The 19,062-nt window shown below is 58.4% G+C and carries 17 protein-coding genes and 1 tRNA gene; 16 read left to right on the plus strand and 2 right to left on the minus strand.

Going from position 1 to position 19,062, the window contains the following annotated elements:
- The first annotated feature begins 35 nt into the window (after positions 1-35).
- The 6 genes from PHX60_RS01100 (at position 36) to PHX60_RS01125 (ending at position 5,666) form a co-directional block, all read left to right on the plus strand.
- Positions 36-509, plus strand: a complete 474-nt coding sequence (locus PHX60_RS01100; RefSeq protein WP_366144324.1) for a LemA family protein — start codon at positions 36-38, stop codon at positions 507-509.
- Positions 506-1,906, plus strand: a complete 1,401-nt coding sequence (gene rsmB / locus PHX60_RS01105) for a 16S rRNA (cytosine(967)-C(5))-methyltransferase RsmB (protein WP_300073459.1) — start codon at positions 506-508, stop codon at positions 1,904-1,906. The genes PHX60_RS01100 and rsmB overlap by 4 nt, the downstream gene beginning before the upstream one ends.
- The gene (locus tag PHX60_RS01110) at positions 1,899-2,546 is read left to right on the plus strand and encodes a DUF4390 domain-containing protein (protein ID WP_300073461.1); all 648 of its coding nucleotides are present in this window, start codon (positions 1,899-1,901) and stop codon (positions 2,544-2,546) included. Before rsmB ends, PHX60_RS01110 begins: the two co-directional genes overlap by 8 nt.
- Positions 2,543-4,816, plus strand: coding sequence for an ATP-binding protein (locus PHX60_RS01115; protein ID WP_300073464.1), 2,274 nt, complete (start codon positions 2,543-2,545; stop codon positions 4,814-4,816). The genes PHX60_RS01110 and PHX60_RS01115 overlap by 4 nt, the downstream gene beginning before the upstream one ends.
- Positions 4,817-4,856: 40 nt before the next feature.
- A complete protein-coding gene (locus tag PHX60_RS01120; protein ID WP_300073467.1) occupies positions 4,857-5,537 on the plus strand; it encodes a response regulator in 681 nt (226 codons plus the stop codon).
- 53 nt (positions 5,538-5,590) lie between these two features.
- Positions 5,591-5,666 (plus strand) — tRNA-Phe (locus tag PHX60_RS01125).
- 174 nt (positions 5,667-5,840) lie between these two features.
- Here PHX60_RS01125 and PHX60_RS01130 read toward each other — a convergent pair.
- Together PHX60_RS01130 and PHX60_RS01135 are read right to left on the minus strand one after the other, a co-directional pair.
- Positions 5,841-6,956, minus strand: coding sequence for a DUF4325 domain-containing protein (locus PHX60_RS01130; protein ID WP_300073470.1), 1,116 nt, complete (start codon positions 6,954-6,956; stop codon positions 5,841-5,843).
- 123 nt (positions 6,957-7,079) lie between these two features.
- Positions 7,080-7,544 carry a transposase gene (locus PHX60_RS01135; RefSeq protein ID WP_300073473.1) on the minus strand — a complete coding sequence of 155 codons (465 nt, stop codon included), beginning with the start codon at positions 7,542-7,544 and terminating at the stop codon, positions 7,080-7,082.
- A gap of 134 nt (positions 7,545-7,678) precedes the next feature.
- Here PHX60_RS01135 and apaG point away from each other — a divergent pair, with 134 nt between their 5' ends.
- From apaG to PHX60_RS01185, 10 genes are read left to right on the plus strand one after another with little or no spacing between them, the layout of a single operon-like run.
- Positions 7,679-8,086 (plus strand): Co2+/Mg2+ efflux protein ApaG, encoded by a 408-nt coding sequence (apaG, locus tag PHX60_RS01140; RefSeq protein ID WP_300073476.1) that lies wholly within the window; start codon positions 7,679-7,681, stop codon positions 8,084-8,086.
- A complete protein-coding gene (locus PHX60_RS01145; protein ID WP_300073479.1) occupies positions 8,086-10,059 on the plus strand; it encodes a site-specific recombinase in 1,974 nt (657 codons plus the stop codon). The genes apaG and PHX60_RS01145 overlap by 1 nt, the downstream gene beginning before the upstream one ends.
- 9 nt (positions 10,060-10,068) lie before the next feature.
- Positions 10,069-10,839 carry a glucose-1-phosphate cytidylyltransferase gene (gene rfbF / locus PHX60_RS01150; RefSeq protein WP_300073482.1) on the plus strand — a complete coding sequence of 257 codons (771 nt, stop codon included), beginning with the start codon at positions 10,069-10,071 and terminating at the stop codon, positions 10,837-10,839.
- Positions 10,840-10,850: 11 nt separating this feature from the next.
- On the plus strand, positions 10,851-11,915 hold the full coding sequence (gene rfbG, locus PHX60_RS01155; RefSeq protein ID WP_300073485.1) for a CDP-glucose 4,6-dehydratase: 1,065 nt from the start codon (positions 10,851-10,853) through the stop codon (positions 11,913-11,915).
- On the plus strand, positions 11,912-12,472 hold the full coding sequence (locus tag PHX60_RS01160; protein WP_300073487.1) for a dTDP-4-dehydrorhamnose 3,5-epimerase family protein: 561 nt from the start codon (positions 11,912-11,914) through the stop codon (positions 12,470-12,472). Before rfbG ends, PHX60_RS01160 begins: the two co-directional genes overlap by 4 nt.
- 11 nt (positions 12,473-12,483) lie before the next feature.
- Positions 12,484-13,725 carry a class I SAM-dependent methyltransferase gene (locus PHX60_RS01165; RefSeq protein WP_300073490.1) on the plus strand — a complete coding sequence of 414 codons (1,242 nt, stop codon included), beginning with the start codon at positions 12,484-12,486 and terminating at the stop codon, positions 13,723-13,725.
- Positions 13,722-14,615, plus strand: coding sequence for an NAD(P)-dependent oxidoreductase (locus tag PHX60_RS01170; RefSeq protein ID WP_300073493.1), 894 nt, complete (start codon positions 13,722-13,724; stop codon positions 14,613-14,615). Before PHX60_RS01165 ends, PHX60_RS01170 begins: the two co-directional genes overlap by 4 nt.
- A 60-nt stretch (positions 14,616-14,675) precedes the next feature.
- Positions 14,676-15,449, plus strand: coding sequence for a cephalosporin hydroxylase family protein (locus PHX60_RS01175; protein WP_300073495.1), 774 nt, complete (start codon positions 14,676-14,678; stop codon positions 15,447-15,449).
- Positions 15,450-15,466: 17 nt separating this feature from the next.
- Positions 15,467-16,285, plus strand: coding sequence for a hypothetical protein (locus tag PHX60_RS01180; RefSeq protein ID WP_300073498.1), 819 nt, complete (start codon positions 15,467-15,469; stop codon positions 16,283-16,285).
- A gap of 18 nt (positions 16,286-16,303) precedes the next feature.
- Complete coding sequence (locus PHX60_RS01185; protein WP_300073500.1) at positions 16,304-19,051, plus strand: glycosyltransferase; 2,748 nt, start codon at positions 16,304-16,306, stop codon at positions 19,049-19,051.
- Positions 19,052-19,062 lie beyond the last annotated feature (11 nt).

Below are 19,062 nucleotides of genomic sequence, written 5' to 3' on the forward strand. Positions count from 1 at the left end.
TTTGGGCTGTTCTAGCAGTTTTGTTGTTCTGGGCCGTGGGGGCTTACCATCGCATCGTGCGCCTGCGTTCCGCCGCCTTGCAGGCTTTTGGGGGCTTGGATGCCCATTGGGTGCGTATGTTGGCCATGTTAAGCGAGTGCGATGCCGCCCAAGTGACGGCAGGGCGGGTGATGGTGGCTGGGCGGCCTGAGTGGCTGGCGGCCATGAACCGTTTTTCGGCCTGTTTGGCATTGGCACGGGCGCGGCCTTTGCAGCCCGAAGTGGCCACAGAATTGCTGGCCGCACGCCAAGCCCTGGAGGCGGCTTGGGCCGCTTTGCTGGCGGGGCCGGATGTGGCCCCAGAGGTGTGGGCACCTTGGGTGCAGCGTTGGCAGCAGCACGTGGTGCAAAATGCCTTGGCGATTGAGCAATTTAACCATGCAGTGGCGCAATACAACGCGGCCATTGCCCAATTTCCGGCTTGGGTGTTGGCCCGTTCTTTTGGTTTTCGGGCGGCCACTGTTTTATGAAAAAATCAGCTTCTTCTACTTCGATGCCAGCGCCAGCGGTGGCGATGGCAGGTGTGGCCTTATCGCGCCAGTTGCGTGCAGTCGCGCAGGCTTGGCAGGGGATTGGCCAAGGGCGTTCGGGCACGGCGGTGCTGGAGTTGGTGCCTGCGGCTTTGCGTCCGGGGGTGCAGGCTTTGCTGTTCCAAGCGCTGCGCCAGCGCGGCCTTGCCCAAGCCTTGGCGCGGCAGTTGGCACCGCGCAAGCCAGCGCCAGCGGTCGATGCTTTGTTGTGTGTGGCCTTGGCGCTGTGTGCTGACCCCGAGCAGCCCCTGTACGAGCCTTTCACTTTGGTCAACCAAACGGTGGAAGCGGCCAAGCAAGAGGCCAGCACGCGCGCCCAAGCTGGATTTTTAAATGCCTGCTTGCGCCGCTTTCTGCGTGAATCGGCCACCTTGCTGGCACAGGTGCAGCACGATGAACAAGCGCGCTGGAACCATCCGCCGTGGTGGGTGCAGCGTCTGCGCCAAGACCACCCCACGCAGTGGCAAGCCATTTTGCAAGCCAACGGCCAGCAAGCGCCGATGGTGTTGCGCGTGAACGTACAAAAAACCACCGTAGCCGCTTATTTGCAGGCATTGGAAGTGGCCGGCATTGCCGCATCGCCAGTGGGCGAGGTGGGCTTGGTTTTGCAGCGTGCCGTGCCGGTGCAACAGCTGCCCGGCTTTGAGCAGGGCTGGGTGTCGGTGCAAGATGCGGCGGCCCAGCTGGCAGCTCCCTTGCTGTTGGCTGGCTTGGATGTATCACAGCCCTTGCGCGTGTTGGATGCCTGCGCCGCGCCCGGTGGCAAAACTGCCCATTTACTCGAATATGCTGGGGCGCAGTCGCCCTTGAAAGTCACGGCACTAGAGATTGACCCGCAACGCGCCCAGCGTATTGGCGGCACACTAGCGCGGCTGGGTGTGCAGGCCCAAGCCCAAGTGGTGGTGGCCGATGCCAGTCGTCCGCAAGATTGGTGGCAGCAGCACTGCGCTGGGGCCTTGTTTGATGCTATTTTGCTGGATGCGCCTTGTACGGCCTCGGGCATTGTGCGCCGCCATCCGGATGTGCCTTGGTTGCGCCGCGAGAGTGATATTGCCCAATTAGCGCACATTCAGGCGCGCTTGCTCGATACCCTGTGGCCGCTGTTGCAACCGGGTGGGCGTTTGCTGTATTGCACCTGCTCGGTGTTTAAGGCGGAGGGCGCAGGGCAGGTGCAGGCGTTTCTTGCACGCCACAGTGATGCCTGCCATTGGCCATCGCCCGGCCATTTATTGCCCGGTATTGCACCTGTGGGGGCCAACCTCCAAAACAACCAAGACCATACAGCCGGTGAACACGACGGATTTTTTTACGCCCTGCTGCAAAAAGCCAGTGTCTAAGGGCGCTGCGTGGCTGCCGTGGCACCAAAGCCTTGGCGGGCTGTGGTGGCTCGCGCTGTGCGCTGCACTGCTGCTTACAGCACCTGCACGGGCGCGGGCGCAACCGGCCACCGAGGCAACCGCGCTGGCGCTGAATGTCGATAGCAGTGCCGAGGGCTTGTACCTGAGTGCCGTGCTGCCGCTAGAGTTGCCCGTGGCGTTGCAAGATGCTTTGTTGCAGGGGATTCCGTTGTTCTTTATGGCTGAGGCCCAAGTGCTGCGCGAACGCTGGTACTGGGCCGCGCAAACCGTGGCACAAACCCAGCGCTATATGCGCCTAAGTTACCAACCCCTCACGCGGCGCTGGCGGTTGGCGGTCTCGCCTATGCCGATTGACCGCAGTGGTTTGGGTGTGGCCGTGCCGGGCAAGCAGCACGAAAGTCTGCCCGAAGCTTTGGCAGCCATGACGCGCATTGCCCACTGGAAAATCGCCGATGCCCCCGTCTTAGAAGCGGGCACTTCGTACAACGTGCAACTGCATTTTCGTTTAGACAGCGCACAACTGCCGCGTACCTTGCAGGTGGGGCTGTGGGGGCGCTCAGGTTGGAATTTAACCTTGCAGGGCAACCAAGCCGTGCAGTGGATGCCTACTGCGCCATGAACACCAGCTTCCATCTCGACCCAAACACCAAATCGCGCGCGGTGCGCTGGGTGCTGGGCGTGGGCACCGTCGTCATGGTGGGTATTGGTTTATTGCTGTTGTTTTTGCTACTGCTGGCCACCAACAACCGCATTTTGTACGAGCGCAACTACCTTTGGCTGTTTGCCACCAACGTAGCCGTCGCGGTATTTCTGCTGGGTTTGTTGGTGTGGGTGGTTTGGCGTTTGGTGGTGCGCTTGCGCCGAGGACGTTTTGGTAGCCGGCTGCTGGTCAAACTGGCGGCCATTTTTGCCTTGGTGGGGCTGGCACCGGGGGTGCTGATTTACGTGGTCTCGTACCAATTTGTGTCACGCTCGATAGAGAGCTGGTTTGATGTCAAAGTCGAGGGCGCACTGGCGGCGGGGGTCAGTTTGGCCAGAGCCACACTCGATACCCAAGTGACCGAAGCCGCCGCGCGCGTGCGCCAAGCCAGTAGCCAAGTGGCCGAAGTACCAGCCGCCACCGCTGGCTTGGCCTTAGAGCGCATCCGTGACGAGCTAGGCGCTACCGATGTTTTACTCTGGAGCGCCTCTGGCCAACTGCTGGCCAGTGCCGGGCCGGCCAGTTTTCAGCTACACCCCGAGCGGCCATCAGCACAGCAATTACGCACGGTGCGCGAGCAACGGGTGCTGGCACAGATTGAAGGACTCGATGAGTTCCTCGAACCTTCGGCTTTGCGTAATGTAGTACACATCAAGGCAGTGGCTTTGGTGCAAAACGCCCGCGTGGGCTTGCTGACGGAACAGCGCTTTCTGCAAGTGACCTTGCCGTTGGCCCCAGTGCTACTGGCCAATGCCTTGGCCGTGCAAAACGCCAACCGTGAATACCAAGAGCGCGCCTTGGCGCGCGAGGGCTTGCGCCGTATGTACATCGGCACCCTGACCCTGAGTTTATTTTTGGCGGTGTTTACCGCGCTGTTATTGGCCATTTTGCTGGGCAACCAATTGGCGCGCCCCTTGCTGGTGCTGGCCGAAGGCGTGCGCGAAGTGGCAGCGGGCAACCTCAGCCCCAAAGCCGTTTTGCAAGGCAACGATGAACTCGATGGCCTGACGCGCTCTTTTGCCCTGATGACGCAGCAATTGGCCGATGCCCGCGAAACCGCCGAGCGCAGTATGGGCGCACTCGATACCGCACGCGCCCGCTTACAGACGATTTTGGACAACTTAACCGCTGGTGTGGTGGTACTGGATGAGCAGGGCAGCATTCGCTCTTCTAACCCCAGTGCCACACGCATTTTGCGCGCACCGCTGGCCGCCTACCGTGAGCAGCCCTTGGCCCAAGTGCCGGGATTAGAAAGCTTTGCCGCTGAAGTGCAGCAACAATTTACGGCCTTTTTAGAGCAGCGCGATGGCCACGGCCCTGAGCATTGGCAACATGCTTTTGAACTGCACGCAGCCGCCACCAGCACCGGCCACCATGCCACCAGCTTGGTGGCGCGCGGGGCGCAATTGCCCGATGCCGCACGCTTGTTGGTGTTTGATGATATTTCAGAGATTGTCTCGGCCCAGCGCGTGCAGGCTTGGGGCGATGTCGCGCGGCGCTTGGCGCATGAAATCAAAAACCCGCTCACCCCCATCCAGCTATCGGCTGAGCGGCTAGAGATGAAACTGTCGGGCAAATTGCCAGCGACCGAGCAGGCGCTGCTGACCAAATCGGTTCGCACCATCGTGCAGCAAGTCGATGCCATGCAGCGCTTGGTGAATGAGTTTCGTGACTACGCCCGTCTGCCCGCCGCCGAATTGCAGCCCTTGCAGCTCAATGCCTTGGTCACCGATGTATTGCATCTGTATGAATCCGACCAAGCCAGAGTGCCCGTGCAAGTGCAATTGGATGCACAATGCCCACCCATTGCGGGCGATGCCCAGCAACTGCGCCAAGTGATTCACAATCTGCTGCAAAATGCCCAAGATGCCACCGAACAGGCACGCAGCGAGCCAACAGATGCCCTGCCAGCAGTCTCTATCAGTACCCACTGGAGCCGAACCGCTCGGCGGGTACGCTTGGTGGTTAGCGACTGTGGCGCTGGCTTTCCAGCGCATATTTTGCAGCGCGCCTTTGAGCCTTACGTCACTACCAAAGCCCGAGGCACCGGTCTGGGGTTGGCGGTGGTGAAAAAAATTGCCGACGAACACGGTGCCCGCATTGAACTGGTCAATCGCCTTGAAGATGGCAAGGTGTTGGGTGCCCAAGTATCGCTATCATTCAGTACCGAGCACGCGCAGGTCGCCTAAGGGCCACGCATGTACCGCAGTTGGAAAGCACTTCACAGACATGGCAAATATTTTGGTGGTCGATGACGAGCACGGCATCCGTGATTTGCTGTCAGAAATCCTCAACGACGAGGGGCACAGCGTGGATTTGGCCGAAAACGCCACCCAAGCCCGAGCGGCACGCTTGGCCGGGCCTTACGATTTGGTGTTGTTGGACATTTGGATGCCCGACACCGATGGCGTAACCTTGCTCAAAGAATGGGCGGCCAATAGCTTATTGAATATGCCGGTCATCATGATGAGCGGCCACGCCACCATTGAAACGGCTGTCGAGGCCACGCGCATTGGAGCCTTCTCTTTTTTAGAAAAGCCCATCACGCTGCAAAAGCTGCTCAAAGCAGTAGAAGCTGGCCTAGCGCGCAACCAAGCCCGCACCGCTGCACCTGCTGCGGCCACCCCTTTGGCCACCGTGGCTGGGCAGTCGGTAGCGGCCAGTGGTACTGCGGTGGGTGTCGCCACCGAGGACCTGACGGCCAACTTGTCACCCTACCAAGATTTTGATTTAGACCGTCCCTTGCGCGAGGCCCGCGACGGCTTTGAGAAAGCCTATTTTGAGTTCCATCTGGCGCGCGAGGGCGGCTCCATGACCAAAGTGGCCGAAAAAACCGGCCTAGAGCGCACCCACCTCTATCGCAAGCTGCGCCAGCTGGGTGTGGACTTGGGACGCGGCAAACGGCATTAAATTTGCAAAAAATTGGCAGTCGGTAGAAATTTGCTGCTATAATTCAAGGCTTAGGCCCGGTAGCTCAGTCGGTAGAGCAGAGGATTGAAAATCCTTGTGTCGGCGGTTCGATTCCGTCCCAGGCCACCAATCAAAACAACAACTTAGCCACTTCTTACCGGGGTGGCTTTTTTGTTGCCCGTCAGGATGTAAGACGATTTCGGAAATTTGGCACTTTGGGGTCTGCTGCTCGGCGCAAGTCTGGCGCTTCGGTCGGATTGCAGCCCTTCCTAGCTGGTGGCACAACTGGTCAGGCGTGGGCGCTTATACCCGTGGCTGATTGACTGCTCGGCGCACCATGTCCGTTACATCGTGGTTCATCCTGATAGGGATAAGGTCAATCTCTGGGTGTTCTGTGGCAAAGACGCGGAATATCTGATCTGCAAATGCCTGCCCCACTTCCTCCACTCCGGCAAAGTCAAACACTACCGTCCTGAATAATTCAACCCGTGCCAGTAGTCGCTTGGCTTGTGAGCGTGAAACCAATTCATCCGAACCATATTTAGCCAACTGCACCGGAACCACGGTCTTGGTAAATCCGTAATCATCACCAGAGGAGTATTCGTCAAAAATCTTCTTGGTCGTTTGTGCGGTATGGTTGCTCAATTCCATCAGCACCGTAGTGCCTTCGGTGTTGGCCTTTTGCTCTCCAAGCCAGTCCATGCCATCACCACGGACGTGCTGAAATAACAGTTCGCCAGAAGCAATAGAAAACCGGTCACACATGCGCGATGTAAAGAAAATACCTTGTCCAGAATGGTTGCGCGGGTCGGTGGTGAGTTTTCCCTTGGACAATTCAAAGATGGCATGACGCTCGTCCAGCAGCCCCATAGCGGCTTGGATTTTCTTAAAGATACCAACGCCATTGTCGGCAATGCGGATGGCTGTGGTGACGGCGGTCTTGGTCACGCTGACACGGATGGCACTGCCGCCAGAGTGATCAATAGCGTTGTTGAACATCTCGGTAAAGGCGTAAGACCACAGCCGAAGAACATTCTCTGGAAGGTTGTGAATCAGACTGCGAATGTCCTGTTCCCACACCAAATCTTCCGCCAAATGGGGTTCAATGCGGTAGCTGAACTCTTGGCACTCCAGTTGCGCCAGCTTGAAAATACGGCTGCGGCCAGAGATTCCTGCGGGAACAATGAACCCCTGCTCTGTCAGTTTGGCTAGGTGGCGGTTGACGGCCTGCCGGGTGATGCCGAACTGCTCCATGACCATATGGCACAAGCTCGCCCCAGCAACTTCGGCCTTGTCCATGATGAACTGGCGCACCTGCTCGCCCTTGAGTCTCACTTTTCCTGTCATGTTGGCCCCATTTGGAAACTTATGTAGTTGATTTTGGAAACTTATTTTATCCGTATCAACAACATTCAACACATAGGGCCACTAATGACTACACCACGGCGCGCAACTTGCCGGGTTCGATGCTGCTATCGAATGACACGGCGGCCTGCTCTAACATCCATGCCTCGATGCGCTCATGTTGACATCCTCTCCGGGCTAAACCCCGGAGATTCCTACTGCTAGACGACGATGGCCCGCCGCGAGAATGTTCCGTGCTGCATTCACGTCGCGGTCGTGTGCCGCCCCGCAATCGCTGCACGTCCATGCTCTTATTCCAAGTCCTGCCCTACCTTTCGGACTGCTGGCGGGAATGCTCCCGCAGCACGAGCAAGTCTGGGTTGAATACGCTTCGTTCACTTCCATAAAAACGATACCGGCCTGATGGCTCTTGTATTCCAACATCGTCTTCAGTGATGACCAGCCCGCATCCAGCGTGGACTTGGCCATCTTGGTTTTGACCAGTTTGGCACTGACCACGTCGCCCACGAAGATGGCGGCATTTTTTCGCACCAGCGTTGTGCTGAACTGGTGCATATCGTCTTTGCGCTGGTTTTTTATCTTGGCGTGCTTGTCTTTGATGCGGAGCTGAAGGGTTCTGGTACTCACAATGGACATCATCATAGGCGATGCAGCGCAAAAGAACCACAGGCCGTACCGGCCTGTTCGCTCGAACCTCGGGCGCAACCCCGAGGCTTGCCGCGAAGATTCCGGTCAATCTGGCTTATGGTCTTTATGGTCGCAGTTACCATTGTCCTATGCCAAACTACCAATTTCAGGCGGAAGTCACCCCGCACTACCTGCCACAGCAATCCTCGCCCGAGGCTGGGGTGTTCAGCTTTTCTTACACCATCACCATCCACAACACGGGCGACATGGCGGCGCAGTTGGTATCGCGCCATTGGTTTATCAGCGATGCACTGGGGCGCACGCAAGAAGTGCAGGGCCTAGGTGTGGTGGGCGAGCAGCCTTGGCTACGCCCCGGCGAGTCGTTTCAATACAGCAGTGGCTGCCAATTGCGTACCCCCAGCGGCACCATGCACGGCAGTTACCATTGCCTGGCCGAAGACGACACCCCGTTTGATTGCGACATTCCGCTGTTTGTGCTGGAGGCGATGCACCCCGGTAGCGATGGCCGCCCCTTGAGTGCCAGGGTGCTGCACTGATGCGCCCACGCCACGATTTACACAGCCTGTTGGCGCAAATAGACCCACAGGCCGATTTAGCGCAACGCCATTTGTGGCTGATTGGGTTGCTGGGCTGGCTGCGCGGTGCGGGCGATTCCGTGCCGGATACCTTGAGTCGCCTGACCTTGCTACTCGATGCGGTACAAGCCCAACCAGAGACACAAGCGCGCCTGCAAGCGTGGTGGCAAACCTTGGTCGATACGGTGGACATCACCCTGCTGCTGGCCGATTTTGGGTTTGCGCCACGCACCGCGCTGCTCAGTGAGCTGGCCGAACGCCTGCGCCTGAAAATTTTGCCCGGCACTCCTGAAACCATCGACGCCACCGAGCTGTTTACCTTGGCCCTGCCCACAGCCTTTGATGCCCAATGGTTGGCCGCCTTGCCGGTAGAGTTGCTAGAGCGCCTGATGCGGGTGCTGTGCGCTGACAACGGCCACTGCACGCGCTGGCAGCGCGCGCTGCTCGATGCCATGACTTACTGTGCCGGACAAATTTTATCCACCGGCTTTGCGCCCGAGTTGCGCTTGCGTATGCCACCCGAAGCGCGCGCCGCGCAACCCTTCCATGCCCTGATTCGGGATGTAGAAAGCCTGCGCGTGGAGGTGCTGCACGGCCTACGCACCCCCGACCGGCTACAAGAAGCTGCCCAACGCCTGCGCGAACGGCTGGACGCTTGTCGCAGTGCCGCCACCAGCGTTTACAGCCATTTTGAAGACAACGGCATCTCCGTCGGGTTGGTGTTTCGCTTGCGCCAATTGCGCGCCCGCGTGGTGCGGATGCGCGAGTTGCTCGAATGCGTGCTTTCACCCACACCCGCCTTGCACGGTGCGCGTTTGTTGGGCCATTTGGTGCAAGTGACACAAGAGCGGCGCAGTGTGCGTGCCGTGTTTCGGGCCAATTCTTCTTTGTTGGCCGCCAAGGTGGCCGAGCGCAGTGCCGAAACCGGCGAGCATTACATCACCCGCACTTCGGCAGAATACAACGCCATGCTGGGCCATGCAGCAGGTGGTGGGGCCGTCATGGCTTTTACTACGCTGATGAAGTTTGCCCTCGGCACGCTGGCCCTATCGGCCTTTTGGGCCGGTTTTTGGGCAGGCATGAACTATGCCATCAGCTTTGTGTTGGTGCAATTGTTGCACTTTACCGTCGCCACCAAGCAACCCGCCATGACCGCCCCAGCGATGGCGGCCAAGCTCAAAGAGCTAGGCTCGGGCGAGGCCGTCAATGCCTTTGTCGATGAGGTGGTGCATTTGGTGCGCTCGCAGGTGGCTGCCGTATTGGGCAACGTGTTGGTGGTGTTTCCGGGCGTGCTGTTGCTGTGCGCGGGCTGGCAGCTGTGGTTTGATGCGCCGTTTTTATCTGACAAACAAGTCCATTACAGCTTGCAATCGCTGCACCTGCTCGGGCCATCGGTGTTGTATGCCGCTTTTACCGGGGTGCTATTGTTTGCTTCCAGCATTATGGCCGGTTGGGCCGAAAATTGGTTCGTGCTTTATCGCCTTGATTCGGTGCTGCGCTACAACCCGCGCATCACCGCCTTGCTGGGCCAATCGCGTGCGGCGCGATGGGCGCAATTTTTGCGCCACAACATCTCAGGCTTGGCAGCTAATATATCGCTGGGCTTTATGCTCGGCTTGGTGCCGGTGTTTGCTACCTTTTTTGGCTTGGGGCTGGATATTCGCCATGTTACCCTGGCCGCTGGCCAAATTGCAGCAGCGGGTATGGGGCTGGGCTTGGCAGAAGCGTTGCAACTGCCCGCATTTTGGTGGGCGCTCATCACCTTGCCATTTTTGGCCGCACTGAATGTAGGGGTTAGTTTTTATTTGGCTTTTCGTGTTGCCTTGAGCGCACAAAACGTCAGTGGTGTCGAGCGCTCGCGCATTTATGCGGCTATTCGGGCGCGGCTACGCACCCAGCCGCTGGATTTTTTCCGTCCACGCCCACCCAAATAGAGTATTTTCATGAAAGCCATCATCCTTGCCGGGGGCCTAGGCACCCGTATTTCTGAAGAATCGCACCTGCGCCCCAAACCGATGATTGAAATTGGGGGGCGGCCTATTTTGTGGCACATCATGAAGCTGTATGCTGCCCACGGCGTGAATGATTTTATCATCTGCCTAGGCTACAAAGGCTATGTGATTAAGGAGTATTTTGCCAATTATTTTCTGCACATGTCGGATGTCACCTTTGATATGGCCAACAACCAAATGGAAGTGCATCGTCGCCATGCCGAGCCTTGGCGCGTTACTTTGGTCGATACCGGCGATAACACCATGACGGGTGGCCGCTTGCGCCGGGTGCGCGATTATTTGCAACCCGGCGAAACTTTCGCCTTTACCTACGGCGATGGCGTGGCCGATATTGATTTAACGGCAGAATTTGCCTTTCACCATGCCCACGGCAAACTAGCCACCGTAGCGGCGGTATTACCACCAGGCCGTTATGGCGCTTTACAACTAGAAGGCAAGCGCGTCGCCGCCTTTGCCGAAAAACCCCGAGGCGATGGTGGCCTGATTAATGGGGGTTTTTTTGTTTTGCAACCCGAAGCCATCGACCTGATTGATAATGACCAAACCAGCTGGGAGCTAGAGCCTATGAATGCCTTGGCCGCCCAAGGCCAATTGCATGCCTTTGAACACAGCGGCTTTTGGCAACCGATGGACACCCTGCGCGAGAAAAATCTGCTCGAAGAACTCTGGCAATCAGGCCAAGCACCGTGGAAACAATGGTGAGCAGTATGTCTATGCAAACAAACCCTGATTTTTGGCGCGGTAAACGGGTATTGCTCACCGGTCATACCGGTTTCAAAGGGGCTTGGTTGGCGCTGTGGCTGCAACGCTTAGGTGCCCACGTGACAGGCTTGGCCCTGCCCCCGACAACGACACCCGCCTTGTTTACTTTGGCGCAGGTAGCGCAGGGCATGGACAGCCATTTCATGGATATTCGCGATGCCGCCGCTGTGGCCGCACGGGTGCAGACGACGCAACCAGACATCGTGCTGCATTTGGCGGCCCAAGCACTGGTGCGCCCCAGCTATGCAGCACCACTGGAAACCTACGCCACCAACGTCATGGGCACGGCCCATGTATTGGATGCCCTGCGTGGATTGAACCGCGTGCGCGTAGCGCTGGTGATTACCACCGACAAGGTGTATCGCAACCACGAATGGGCCTACCCCTACCGCGAGAGTGACCCTTTGGGCGGCCACGACCCTTACAGCGCCAGCAAAGCCGCCGCCGAGTTAGTGACGGCCAGCTACCGCGATGCCTTTCTGCAAGCGCAGGGCGTAGCCGTGGCCACCGCACGGGCCGGCAATGTGATGGGTGGCGGCGATTGGTCCCCAGAACGGTTGTTGCCCGATGCGGTACGCGCTTGGCAACAGGGCGACAGCTTGCACATCCGCCAGCCCCAAGCCACCCGGCCTTGGCAACATGTCCTAGAGCCACTGGCCGCTTATTTGCTGCTGGCAGAGAAACTTTGGCAACAACCCGCACTGGCAGCGGCCTACAACTTTGGCCCGCTACCGCACGAAGCAGCCACCGTACAAACGGTGATAGAGCTGGCCGCCCGTGCCTACCCCCATGCCAGCGTGCGTTATGACGACCCACAGCAAGGCCCGCACGAAGCGCGTTGGTTGGCGTTAGAAACCGCCCAAGCGCGCAGCGTGTTGGGTGTGCAACCGTGCTGGCCTTTGGCCACAGCGGTAGAACGCAGCATGGCGTGGTATCGTGCCCAGCAACAGGGGGCCGATGCGCGTTCCCTCTGTGAGGCAGACATAGATTGCTATGGGGAAGAGTTTTTGGCATGAGTCGCTTTATCGTCACGGCTACGCCGCTGCCCGGCGTAATGCAAATACAGCGCCAGCCTTTGGTCGATGCACGCGGCGCGCTCACCCGCTTGTTCTGCGCCCAAGAACTGGCCGTTGCTGGCTGGCATGGGCCTATCGCCCAAATCAACCACACCCATACCGTGCAACGCGGCACCGTGCGTGGCCTGCATTACCAGCGGCCACCGGTTGCCGAGGCCAAATTGATCAGCTGCCTGCGCGGGGCGGTGTGGGATGTGGTGGTGGATTTGCGCGCTGGCTCGCCCAGCTTTTTACGCTGGTACGCTACGGAGCTATCTGCCGACAACCACACCGCGCTACTCATTCCGCCCGGCTGCGCCCACGGCTTCCAAACCTTGCAAGACGATACCGAACTGCTCTATCTGCATTCGGCCCTCTACTGCCCAGATTATGAAGCTGCTGTGCATGTCAGTGAGCCACGGCTGGCTATTGCGTGGCCCCTGCCGATTGCCAACCTGTCCACCCGCGATGCTGCCCATACGCTGCTGCCCCCTGAATTTGCAGGTATTGCCCTATAAAGTTTTCCTCCATGAAATGTCGTCACTGCGCCGCACCTGTCACCCTGTCCTTGGTCGATCTGGGCACCGCACCGCCTTCCAATGCCTATTTAGATGCCCAAGCTCTGCATGGCCCCGAGCGCTGGTATCCGCTGCGGGTGTTGGTGTGCGAACAATGTTGGTTGGCCCAAACTGAAGACTTTGCCCAAGCCGACGAGCTGTTTTCTGCCAATTACGCCTATTTCAGCTCTTACTCCAGCACTTGGCTGGCCCATGCCCAATCCTATGTCGAGGCGATGGTGCAGCGCTGGGGGTTAAACGAACGCAGCAAAGTGGTAGAAATTGCCGCCAACGATGGCTACCTGTTGCAATATGTGGCCCAACGCGGCATCCCCTGCTTGGGGGTAGAGCCTACCGCCAGCACTGCCGCTGCCGCGCGGGCCAAAGGCATCCCCATCGTAGAAGAGTTTTTTGGCACAGTGTTAGCGCAAAAACTGCTGGCCCAAGACCATAGCGCCGACCTGATGGCAGCCAACAACGTGCTGGCCCATGTGCCCGACATCAATGATTTTGTGGCTGGCTTTGCTACCTTGCTTAAACCAACTGGTGTGGCCACGTTTGAGTTTCCGCACCTGCTGCAATTGGTAGCGCAGTGCCAATTCGACACCATCTACCACGAACATTTCTCTTACCTGTCACTCACGGCGGTACAACGCATTTTTGCGGCCAACGGCCTGACGGTGTTTGATGTGCAAGAACTGCCCACCCACGGTGGCAGTTTGCGCGTGTTTGCGCGGCGCACCAATGGCCTAGAGCGCCCAGTCACACCCGCCGTAGCCGCCCTGCTAGAGCAGGAAGCCAGCGCTGGCATGGGCCATGCCGCGTTTTACCAAGGCTTGCAACCCCAAGCACTGCGTATTAAACGCGAACTACTCACCTTCCTGCTGCAAGCACAGGCCCAAGGGCGTAAGGTGGCTGCCTACGGTGCGGCAGCCAAGGGCAACACCCTACTCAACTTTGCTGGCGTGCGCTCGGATTTATTACCCTATGTCGTCGATAAAAATCCGGCCAAGCAAGGCCAATTTTTGCCCGGCAGTCGCATCCCCGTTGTGGATGAAAACCACTTGCGTGCCCATCGCCCCGACATCGTGCTCATCCTGCCTTGGAACCTACAAGCAGAAGTAGTACAGCAACTAGCCTACATCCACGAATGGGGTGGGCAGTTGGCGGTGGCCGTGCCCCAGTTCACCCTGCTGCATCAGGCCAGTACATGAGAGTACTGCTGACCGGTAGTAGTGGCTTTTTGGGCCGCTATGTGCTGCAATGCCTGCACCAGCAAGGTATCGAGACGGTATTGTTAGGCCGCCAGCCCTCACCCAACGCCCAAACCAGCCAGTGGATAGCCGCCGATTTGTTGGGCCATCCTGATTTTGCTGCGCTGGCGCAGCAAGCACAAGCTACCCACCTGCTGCACTTGGCTTGGTATGCTGAGCATGGCCAGTACTGGAATTCTCCGCTCAATCTGCGCTGGGTCGAGGCCACTACGCGCCTGACCGAAGCCTTTTGCCAAGCCGGTGGCCAGCGGGTGGTGGTGGCTGGTACCTGTGCCGAATACGACTGGTCGCATGGTTATTGCCGCGAAGAAAGCACACCGTTGCACCCAACCACCCTGTATGGCGTAGCCAAAGATGCTACCCGGCGTCTGGTGATGGCCGTGTGCGAACAACACCAAGTGCCTTGCGCTTGGGGCCGGGTTTTTCTGCCCTTTGGTGCCGGCGAATCCTCCCAGCGCCTCATCCCCTCACTACTGGCCACACTTCAAGGTCAACGCGCACCTTTTGGTGTCCATGCCAATGCCTACCGGGATTTTCTACACGCCTCGGATGTGGCCGCCGGGCTGGTGACTCTGTTACAGCCTACCGCTTCTGGGGCGTACAACATCAGTTCAGGTCAACCAGTGCAACTGAAAACCATCGTGTGCCATTTGGCAAAGTTACTCGACGCAGACCCCGCGCCTGTTTTAGCCCTGGGCAGTGAACGCGCTGGAGAGCCTGCCTTGCTGGTGGGAGAAGCACAGCGGCTGCACGCTTTGGGCTGGCGCCCGACACTAAGCCTAGAACAGGCGCTGCACAAAGCAGCACGCGAGTCTCATCCCAGCAACTAGCAACTAGCAACTACGACCCTCATTTTTAATTTCTCTTACGCTCCTAGACTGAAAAAATTCATGAAACTCACCCTAGACACCCAAGCCCAAACCCTGACGATACAAGACACCGGCCAGCCCGAAACCCTGCCGCTGTATTCCAAACAGGCTTTTGAAATCCTCTCGCAGCACTGGGTGCGGGTAGGCTGGAACCAGAAATACCCATACACCTTCAGCTGGATGGGCCGCCCGGTTATCCAGCTGCCCGAAGACATGCTGCGGATGCAAGAAGTGATTTTCAGCATCCAGCCCGATGTGATTATCGAAACTGGCGTGGCCCACGGCGGCTCCTTGATTTTTTACTCCAGCCTGTGCAAAGCGATGGAGCAAGGCCGGGTGATTGGTATCGACATCGAAATCCGCCCGCACAATCGCCAAGCCATTGAGGCCCACCCCTTGAATGACCGCATCACCCTGATAGAGGGCAGCTCCACCGCCCCCGACATCGTGGCCCAAGTCAAGGCGCTGGTGCAACCGGGCGAGAAAGTGCTGGTGATTTTGGACTCCAACCACACTTACGCCCACGTTCTGGCCGAATTAGAGGCTTATGCCGATGTGGTCACACCCGGCTCGTACATTGTGGCCACCGATGGCATCATGCAAGACTTGGCCGACGTGCCGCGTGGCAGCCCTAGCTGGGCGACCGACAACCCCAGCTGCGCCGCGCGCGATTTTGCCGCCCAACACCCCGAATTTAAAATTGAGCAACCGCGCTGGCCTTTCAACGAGAGCGAACTCGACCAAAACATCACCCATTGGCCCGGTGCTTGGTTACGACGCCTGTCCTCCTCTTAATTTGCTTCCTCTGCACCATGCACCCTGTTTTTTGCATCACCCACCAACCCAGCATCACCATTGACCTGGACCCCAACGCCACTGTGGTTTGGTTGGGAGCAGCAGGACAAGCACCGCAAACCCCGCAAGCGCTGTTGGACGTACACCAAGCCTACCCCGATTTGATGGCTTGGCACCCATTTTTGACCGGTGCCGCAGGGGCCTTTGCCATTCGGCGCTGGTTGCGCGACCAGCAGCCCGAGTTTTCTGACTTTGACCTCATCACCCTGACGCAATACCGCAAATTTATTTCGCTGCAAGCCTTTGGACGCACCACCAGCAGCTTTCCGACCATGCGCTTTATCAACCAAGCGGCGCAGGTGCCCAGTTATGGCACATGGTTTTCTGAACCCGCGCAGTATTTCTGTATTGCCAGCCCGCGCAACATTGGCAACACCTTTCAGCAATACGCCCATGTGCATCAGGCCCCGGATTTTTTGCGCTACTTGGCCACAGCGGTAGAGTTAGAAGTCATCACCGCGCAAGAGTGCTTTGAGCTAATCAACCATGCCACCATCATTCCCGGTGGTATCGAAGTGGGCACCTTTCCCATCAATATCTTTCTGGCCATCACCGAACAGCTGGAGGCCGTATGCTTGCATTTTTTAGAGCGCCACCGGCCCGTCAAACTCGATGCCTACCACCGCCGGGCGCTGGCTTTTTGCAATGAACGCTTGGGCAGCTACTTGCTACAAAAAGTGCTGCACGAGATTTTTGACAACACCATCCCAGACAATATCGTCGGCTACATGCACACGATAGATATTGGTGCCACCGAATACCGCGCCGGAACCTGAACCCATTTTTTCCCCAGCATGAACACCACCGCCAGCGGCAGCCGCTCTAAACTGTCCCACATTACGCAAAAGCTCAAAGCACAAATCGGCCCAGTCCTCGCCCAAGCCCGCACGGACGAGAAGCAGCAGGCTTATGCCAACTGGCTGGCAGATTTTCGTGCCAGCAGCGCACAATGCACGCCGGTGCCAGAGTCGTCCCGCTTGCATCTGAGCGTGCTGCTGTGCTGCCCGCCCAGCACCAACGCGGCTTTGTTGGAGCGCACCCAGCAAAGTTTGGCCGCGCAAACCCGCCCGGCAGACTGGGTAGAAATCACCCACGATGCCCCAACCCGGTGGTGGCAACAGGCCCCAGCACCGGGCTGGACCTTGCTGCTGCACGCCGGTGACACGCTAGAGCCACAAGCGCTGTTCATGCTAGAGCGCACCTTGGTGGACCATGCCACGCCCGATAGCGTGCTGCTGTACTGTGACCACGACGACCACAGCGAACCTGAAGGCCAGCCGCAGCACCCCCGTCTCAAGCCTGCACTCAATCTCGATTTACTGCGTAGCCTGCCCTATATGGGCCGGGCCTTGGTCTTGCAAAACGCTTGGGGGCAGCGCCAACTGGGCGCGCAGCAAGGCTTGCCAGACTTGGCCGCTGCCTACCACTGCGCCCTAGAGGCCAGCGTACTGCCTGGCAAGGCCGTCTTGCACCTGCCGCTGGTGTTGCTGCATTTATCGCCCACGACAGACAGCCTCTTAAGCACCACCTCGGAGATGTGGCAACGCCTGGCCCAAGTGCTAGAAAGCCATTTGCAAGCCCCAGCGCCCGATGCCCAAGTAATGGAAGGGCCGGGGCCGGGCACCTTCCATGTTATCTATCCGCTAGCGCAAACACCGCTGGTCAGCATCATCATCCCCACCAAGGACTTGCTGCCCTTTCTGAGCCGCTGCATAGACTCGCTGCTGTCGCAAACCGATTACCCCGCCTTTGAGATTTTGCTGGTCGATAACGATAGCCAAACCCCCGAGGCGCGCGAGTTTCTCTCGGGCCTGTCGGCCTTGGGCAGCGAGCAGATTCGGGTGCTTTCGGCACCGGGGCCATTCAGTTTGGCACGGCTGAACAATTTGGCGGTAGCGCAAGCACGCGGCGAGTTCGTTCTACTGCTCAACAACGATACCGCCGTCTTGCAAGCCGACTGGCTCAGCCACCTGCTGCGCCACGGCCTGCGCGAGGGCGTAGGCGCAGTGGGCGCACGCTTGCTTTACCCCGATGGCACGCTGCAACACGCAGGTGTCGTGATGGGCTTGGGTGGCCCAGCAGACCACCCGCTGCTCGGTTTAGACAAGCACGCGCCCGGCTATATGTTCCGCGCCCAAGTGGCGCAAAACTTCTCTGCGCTGGCTGGGGCTTGTTTGTTAGTACGCAAAGCCGTCTATGAGGCTGTGGGCGGCATGGACGAAGCCACCTTTGGTGTTTCGTACAGCAGCATGGACTTGTGCTTACGCATAGGCCAAAGCGGCCAGCGCATCGTTTGGACACCCTTGGCCACCCTGCTGCACGAGAGCGGGGCCAGCCAAAAGGCCGGGCTAGAAACCATCAGCCCAGAGCAAAAATTACAGCGCTTTCAGCGTGAACAAGCCGCGATGTACCAACGCTGGCCCGCCATCATCGCCAATGACCCCGCCTACAACCCCAACCTCTCGTTGATTGGCACCGGCTACGAATTCGAGTCCAACCCTCTGCTGCGTTTTGACCATTTTCCGCAGCCCCTGCAACACAAAATTGCCGCCTTCCATGCCGATGTGCAAGGCTGTGGCCATTACCGCATCATCCAACCCATGCAGGCCATGCTAGAGGCTGGGCTGTGCCGAGGCGGGGCCTCGTTGGATATTTTTAGCCCCAATCTGGCCCTACGCAGTGGGGCCGATGTGTTGGTGTTTCAGCGGCCCAATACCGAAATCATGCTCGGGCACCTCAAAGCCCTGACAGGGTTAAAGAATGTACGCAAAATCTACGAAATCGATGACCAATTGAGCAAAGTGCCGCTCAAAAGCGCCCACTACGACCACATGCCCAAAGACCTGCGCGGCAAAATGCTCAAAGCGATTGGTCTGTGCGACCGGCTGGTAGTCTCCACCGAAGCCTTGGCGCACGAGTTGGGCGGTTACAGCGACGACGTGCGCGTGGTACACAACCGCTTGGCCCCCGCCATGTGGGGGGCCGTACCACCCCAACGCCCCAGCACAGCACAGCGCCCCGCCGGAAAAAAACCACGCATCGGTTGGGCCGGTGGCATCAGCCACCAAGGCGACTTGGAAATGGTGGCCGCCGTGATTAAAGACTTGGCTGACCAAGTGGACTGGGTTTTTATGGGCATGTGCCCAGACAGCATCCGCCCCTATATCCAAGAATTTGTGCCCGGCGTACCTACCTTACAATACCCGGCCCAACTCATGGCTTTAAGCCAAAATTGGGATTTGGCCATTGCCCCCGTAGAAAGCAATGCTTTTAACGATTGCAAATCCAACCTCAAGCTGCTCGAATACGGTTGGTGCGGTGTGCCGGTGCTATGTTCTGACGTTACGCCCTACCAAGGCAATTTACCAGCTACACGGGTCAAAAACCGCTACAAAGACTGGCGTGATGCCATCTTAGAGCGGGTGTCCGATTTGGACGCTTGCCAGCGCGATGGTCTAGCGCTACAAGCGCAAGTAGCCCGCGATTGGACACTCACTGGCCAGAACCTGCAACGCTGGTACGAAGCTTGGACGGGACAATAAACCCCGATTTA

This window comes from Giesbergeria sp. (assembly GCF_028686475.1).
In the GTDB taxonomy this organism is placed as follows: domain Bacteria; phylum Pseudomonadota; class Gammaproteobacteria; order Burkholderiales; family Burkholderiaceae_C; genus Simplicispira.

Bases quoted from the DNA above. Each gene is read 5' to 3' on its own strand.
- rsmB (WP_300073459.1), top strand. From the start codon at position 506: ATGAAAAAATCAGCTTCTTCTACTTCGATGCCAGCGCCAGCGGTGGCG.
- PHX60_RS01115 (WP_300073464.1), top strand. From the start codon at position 2,543: ATGAACACCAGCTTCCATCTCGACCCAAACACCAAATCGCGCGCGGTG.
- PHX60_RS01120 (WP_300073467.1), top strand. From the start codon at position 4,857: ATGGCAAATATTTTGGTGGTCGATGACGAGCACGGCATCCGTGATTTG.
- PHX60_RS01135 (WP_300073473.1), bottom strand. From the start codon at position 7,544: ATGATGATGTCCATTGTGAGTACCAGAACCCTTCAGCTCCGCATCAAA.
- apaG (WP_300073476.1), top strand. From the start codon at position 7,679: ATGCCAAACTACCAATTTCAGGCGGAAGTCACCCCGCACTACCTGCCA.
- PHX60_RS01145 (WP_300073479.1), top strand. From the start codon at position 8,086: ATGCGCCCACGCCACGATTTACACAGCCTGTTGGCGCAAATAGACCCA.
- rfbF (WP_300073482.1), top strand. From the start codon at position 10,069: ATGAAAGCCATCATCCTTGCCGGGGGCCTAGGCACCCGTATTTCTGAA.
- rfbG (WP_300073485.1), top strand. From the start codon at position 10,851: ATGCAAACAAACCCTGATTTTTGGCGCGGTAAACGGGTATTGCTCACC.
- PHX60_RS01160 (WP_300073487.1), top strand. From the start codon at position 11,912: ATGAGTCGCTTTATCGTCACGGCTACGCCGCTGCCCGGCGTAATGCAA.
- PHX60_RS01165 (WP_300073490.1), top strand. From the start codon at position 12,484: ATGAAATGTCGTCACTGCGCCGCACCTGTCACCCTGTCCTTGGTCGAT.
- PHX60_RS01170 (WP_300073493.1), top strand. From the start codon at position 13,722: ATGAGAGTACTGCTGACCGGTAGTAGTGGCTTTTTGGGCCGCTATGTG.
- PHX60_RS01175 (WP_300073495.1), top strand. From the start codon at position 14,676: ATGAAACTCACCCTAGACACCCAAGCCCAAACCCTGACGATACAAGAC.
- PHX60_RS01180 (WP_300073498.1), top strand. From the start codon at position 15,467: ATGCACCCTGTTTTTTGCATCACCCACCAACCCAGCATCACCATTGAC.
- PHX60_RS01185 (WP_300073500.1), top strand. From the start codon at position 16,304: ATGAACACCACCGCCAGCGGCAGCCGCTCTAAACTGTCCCACATTACG.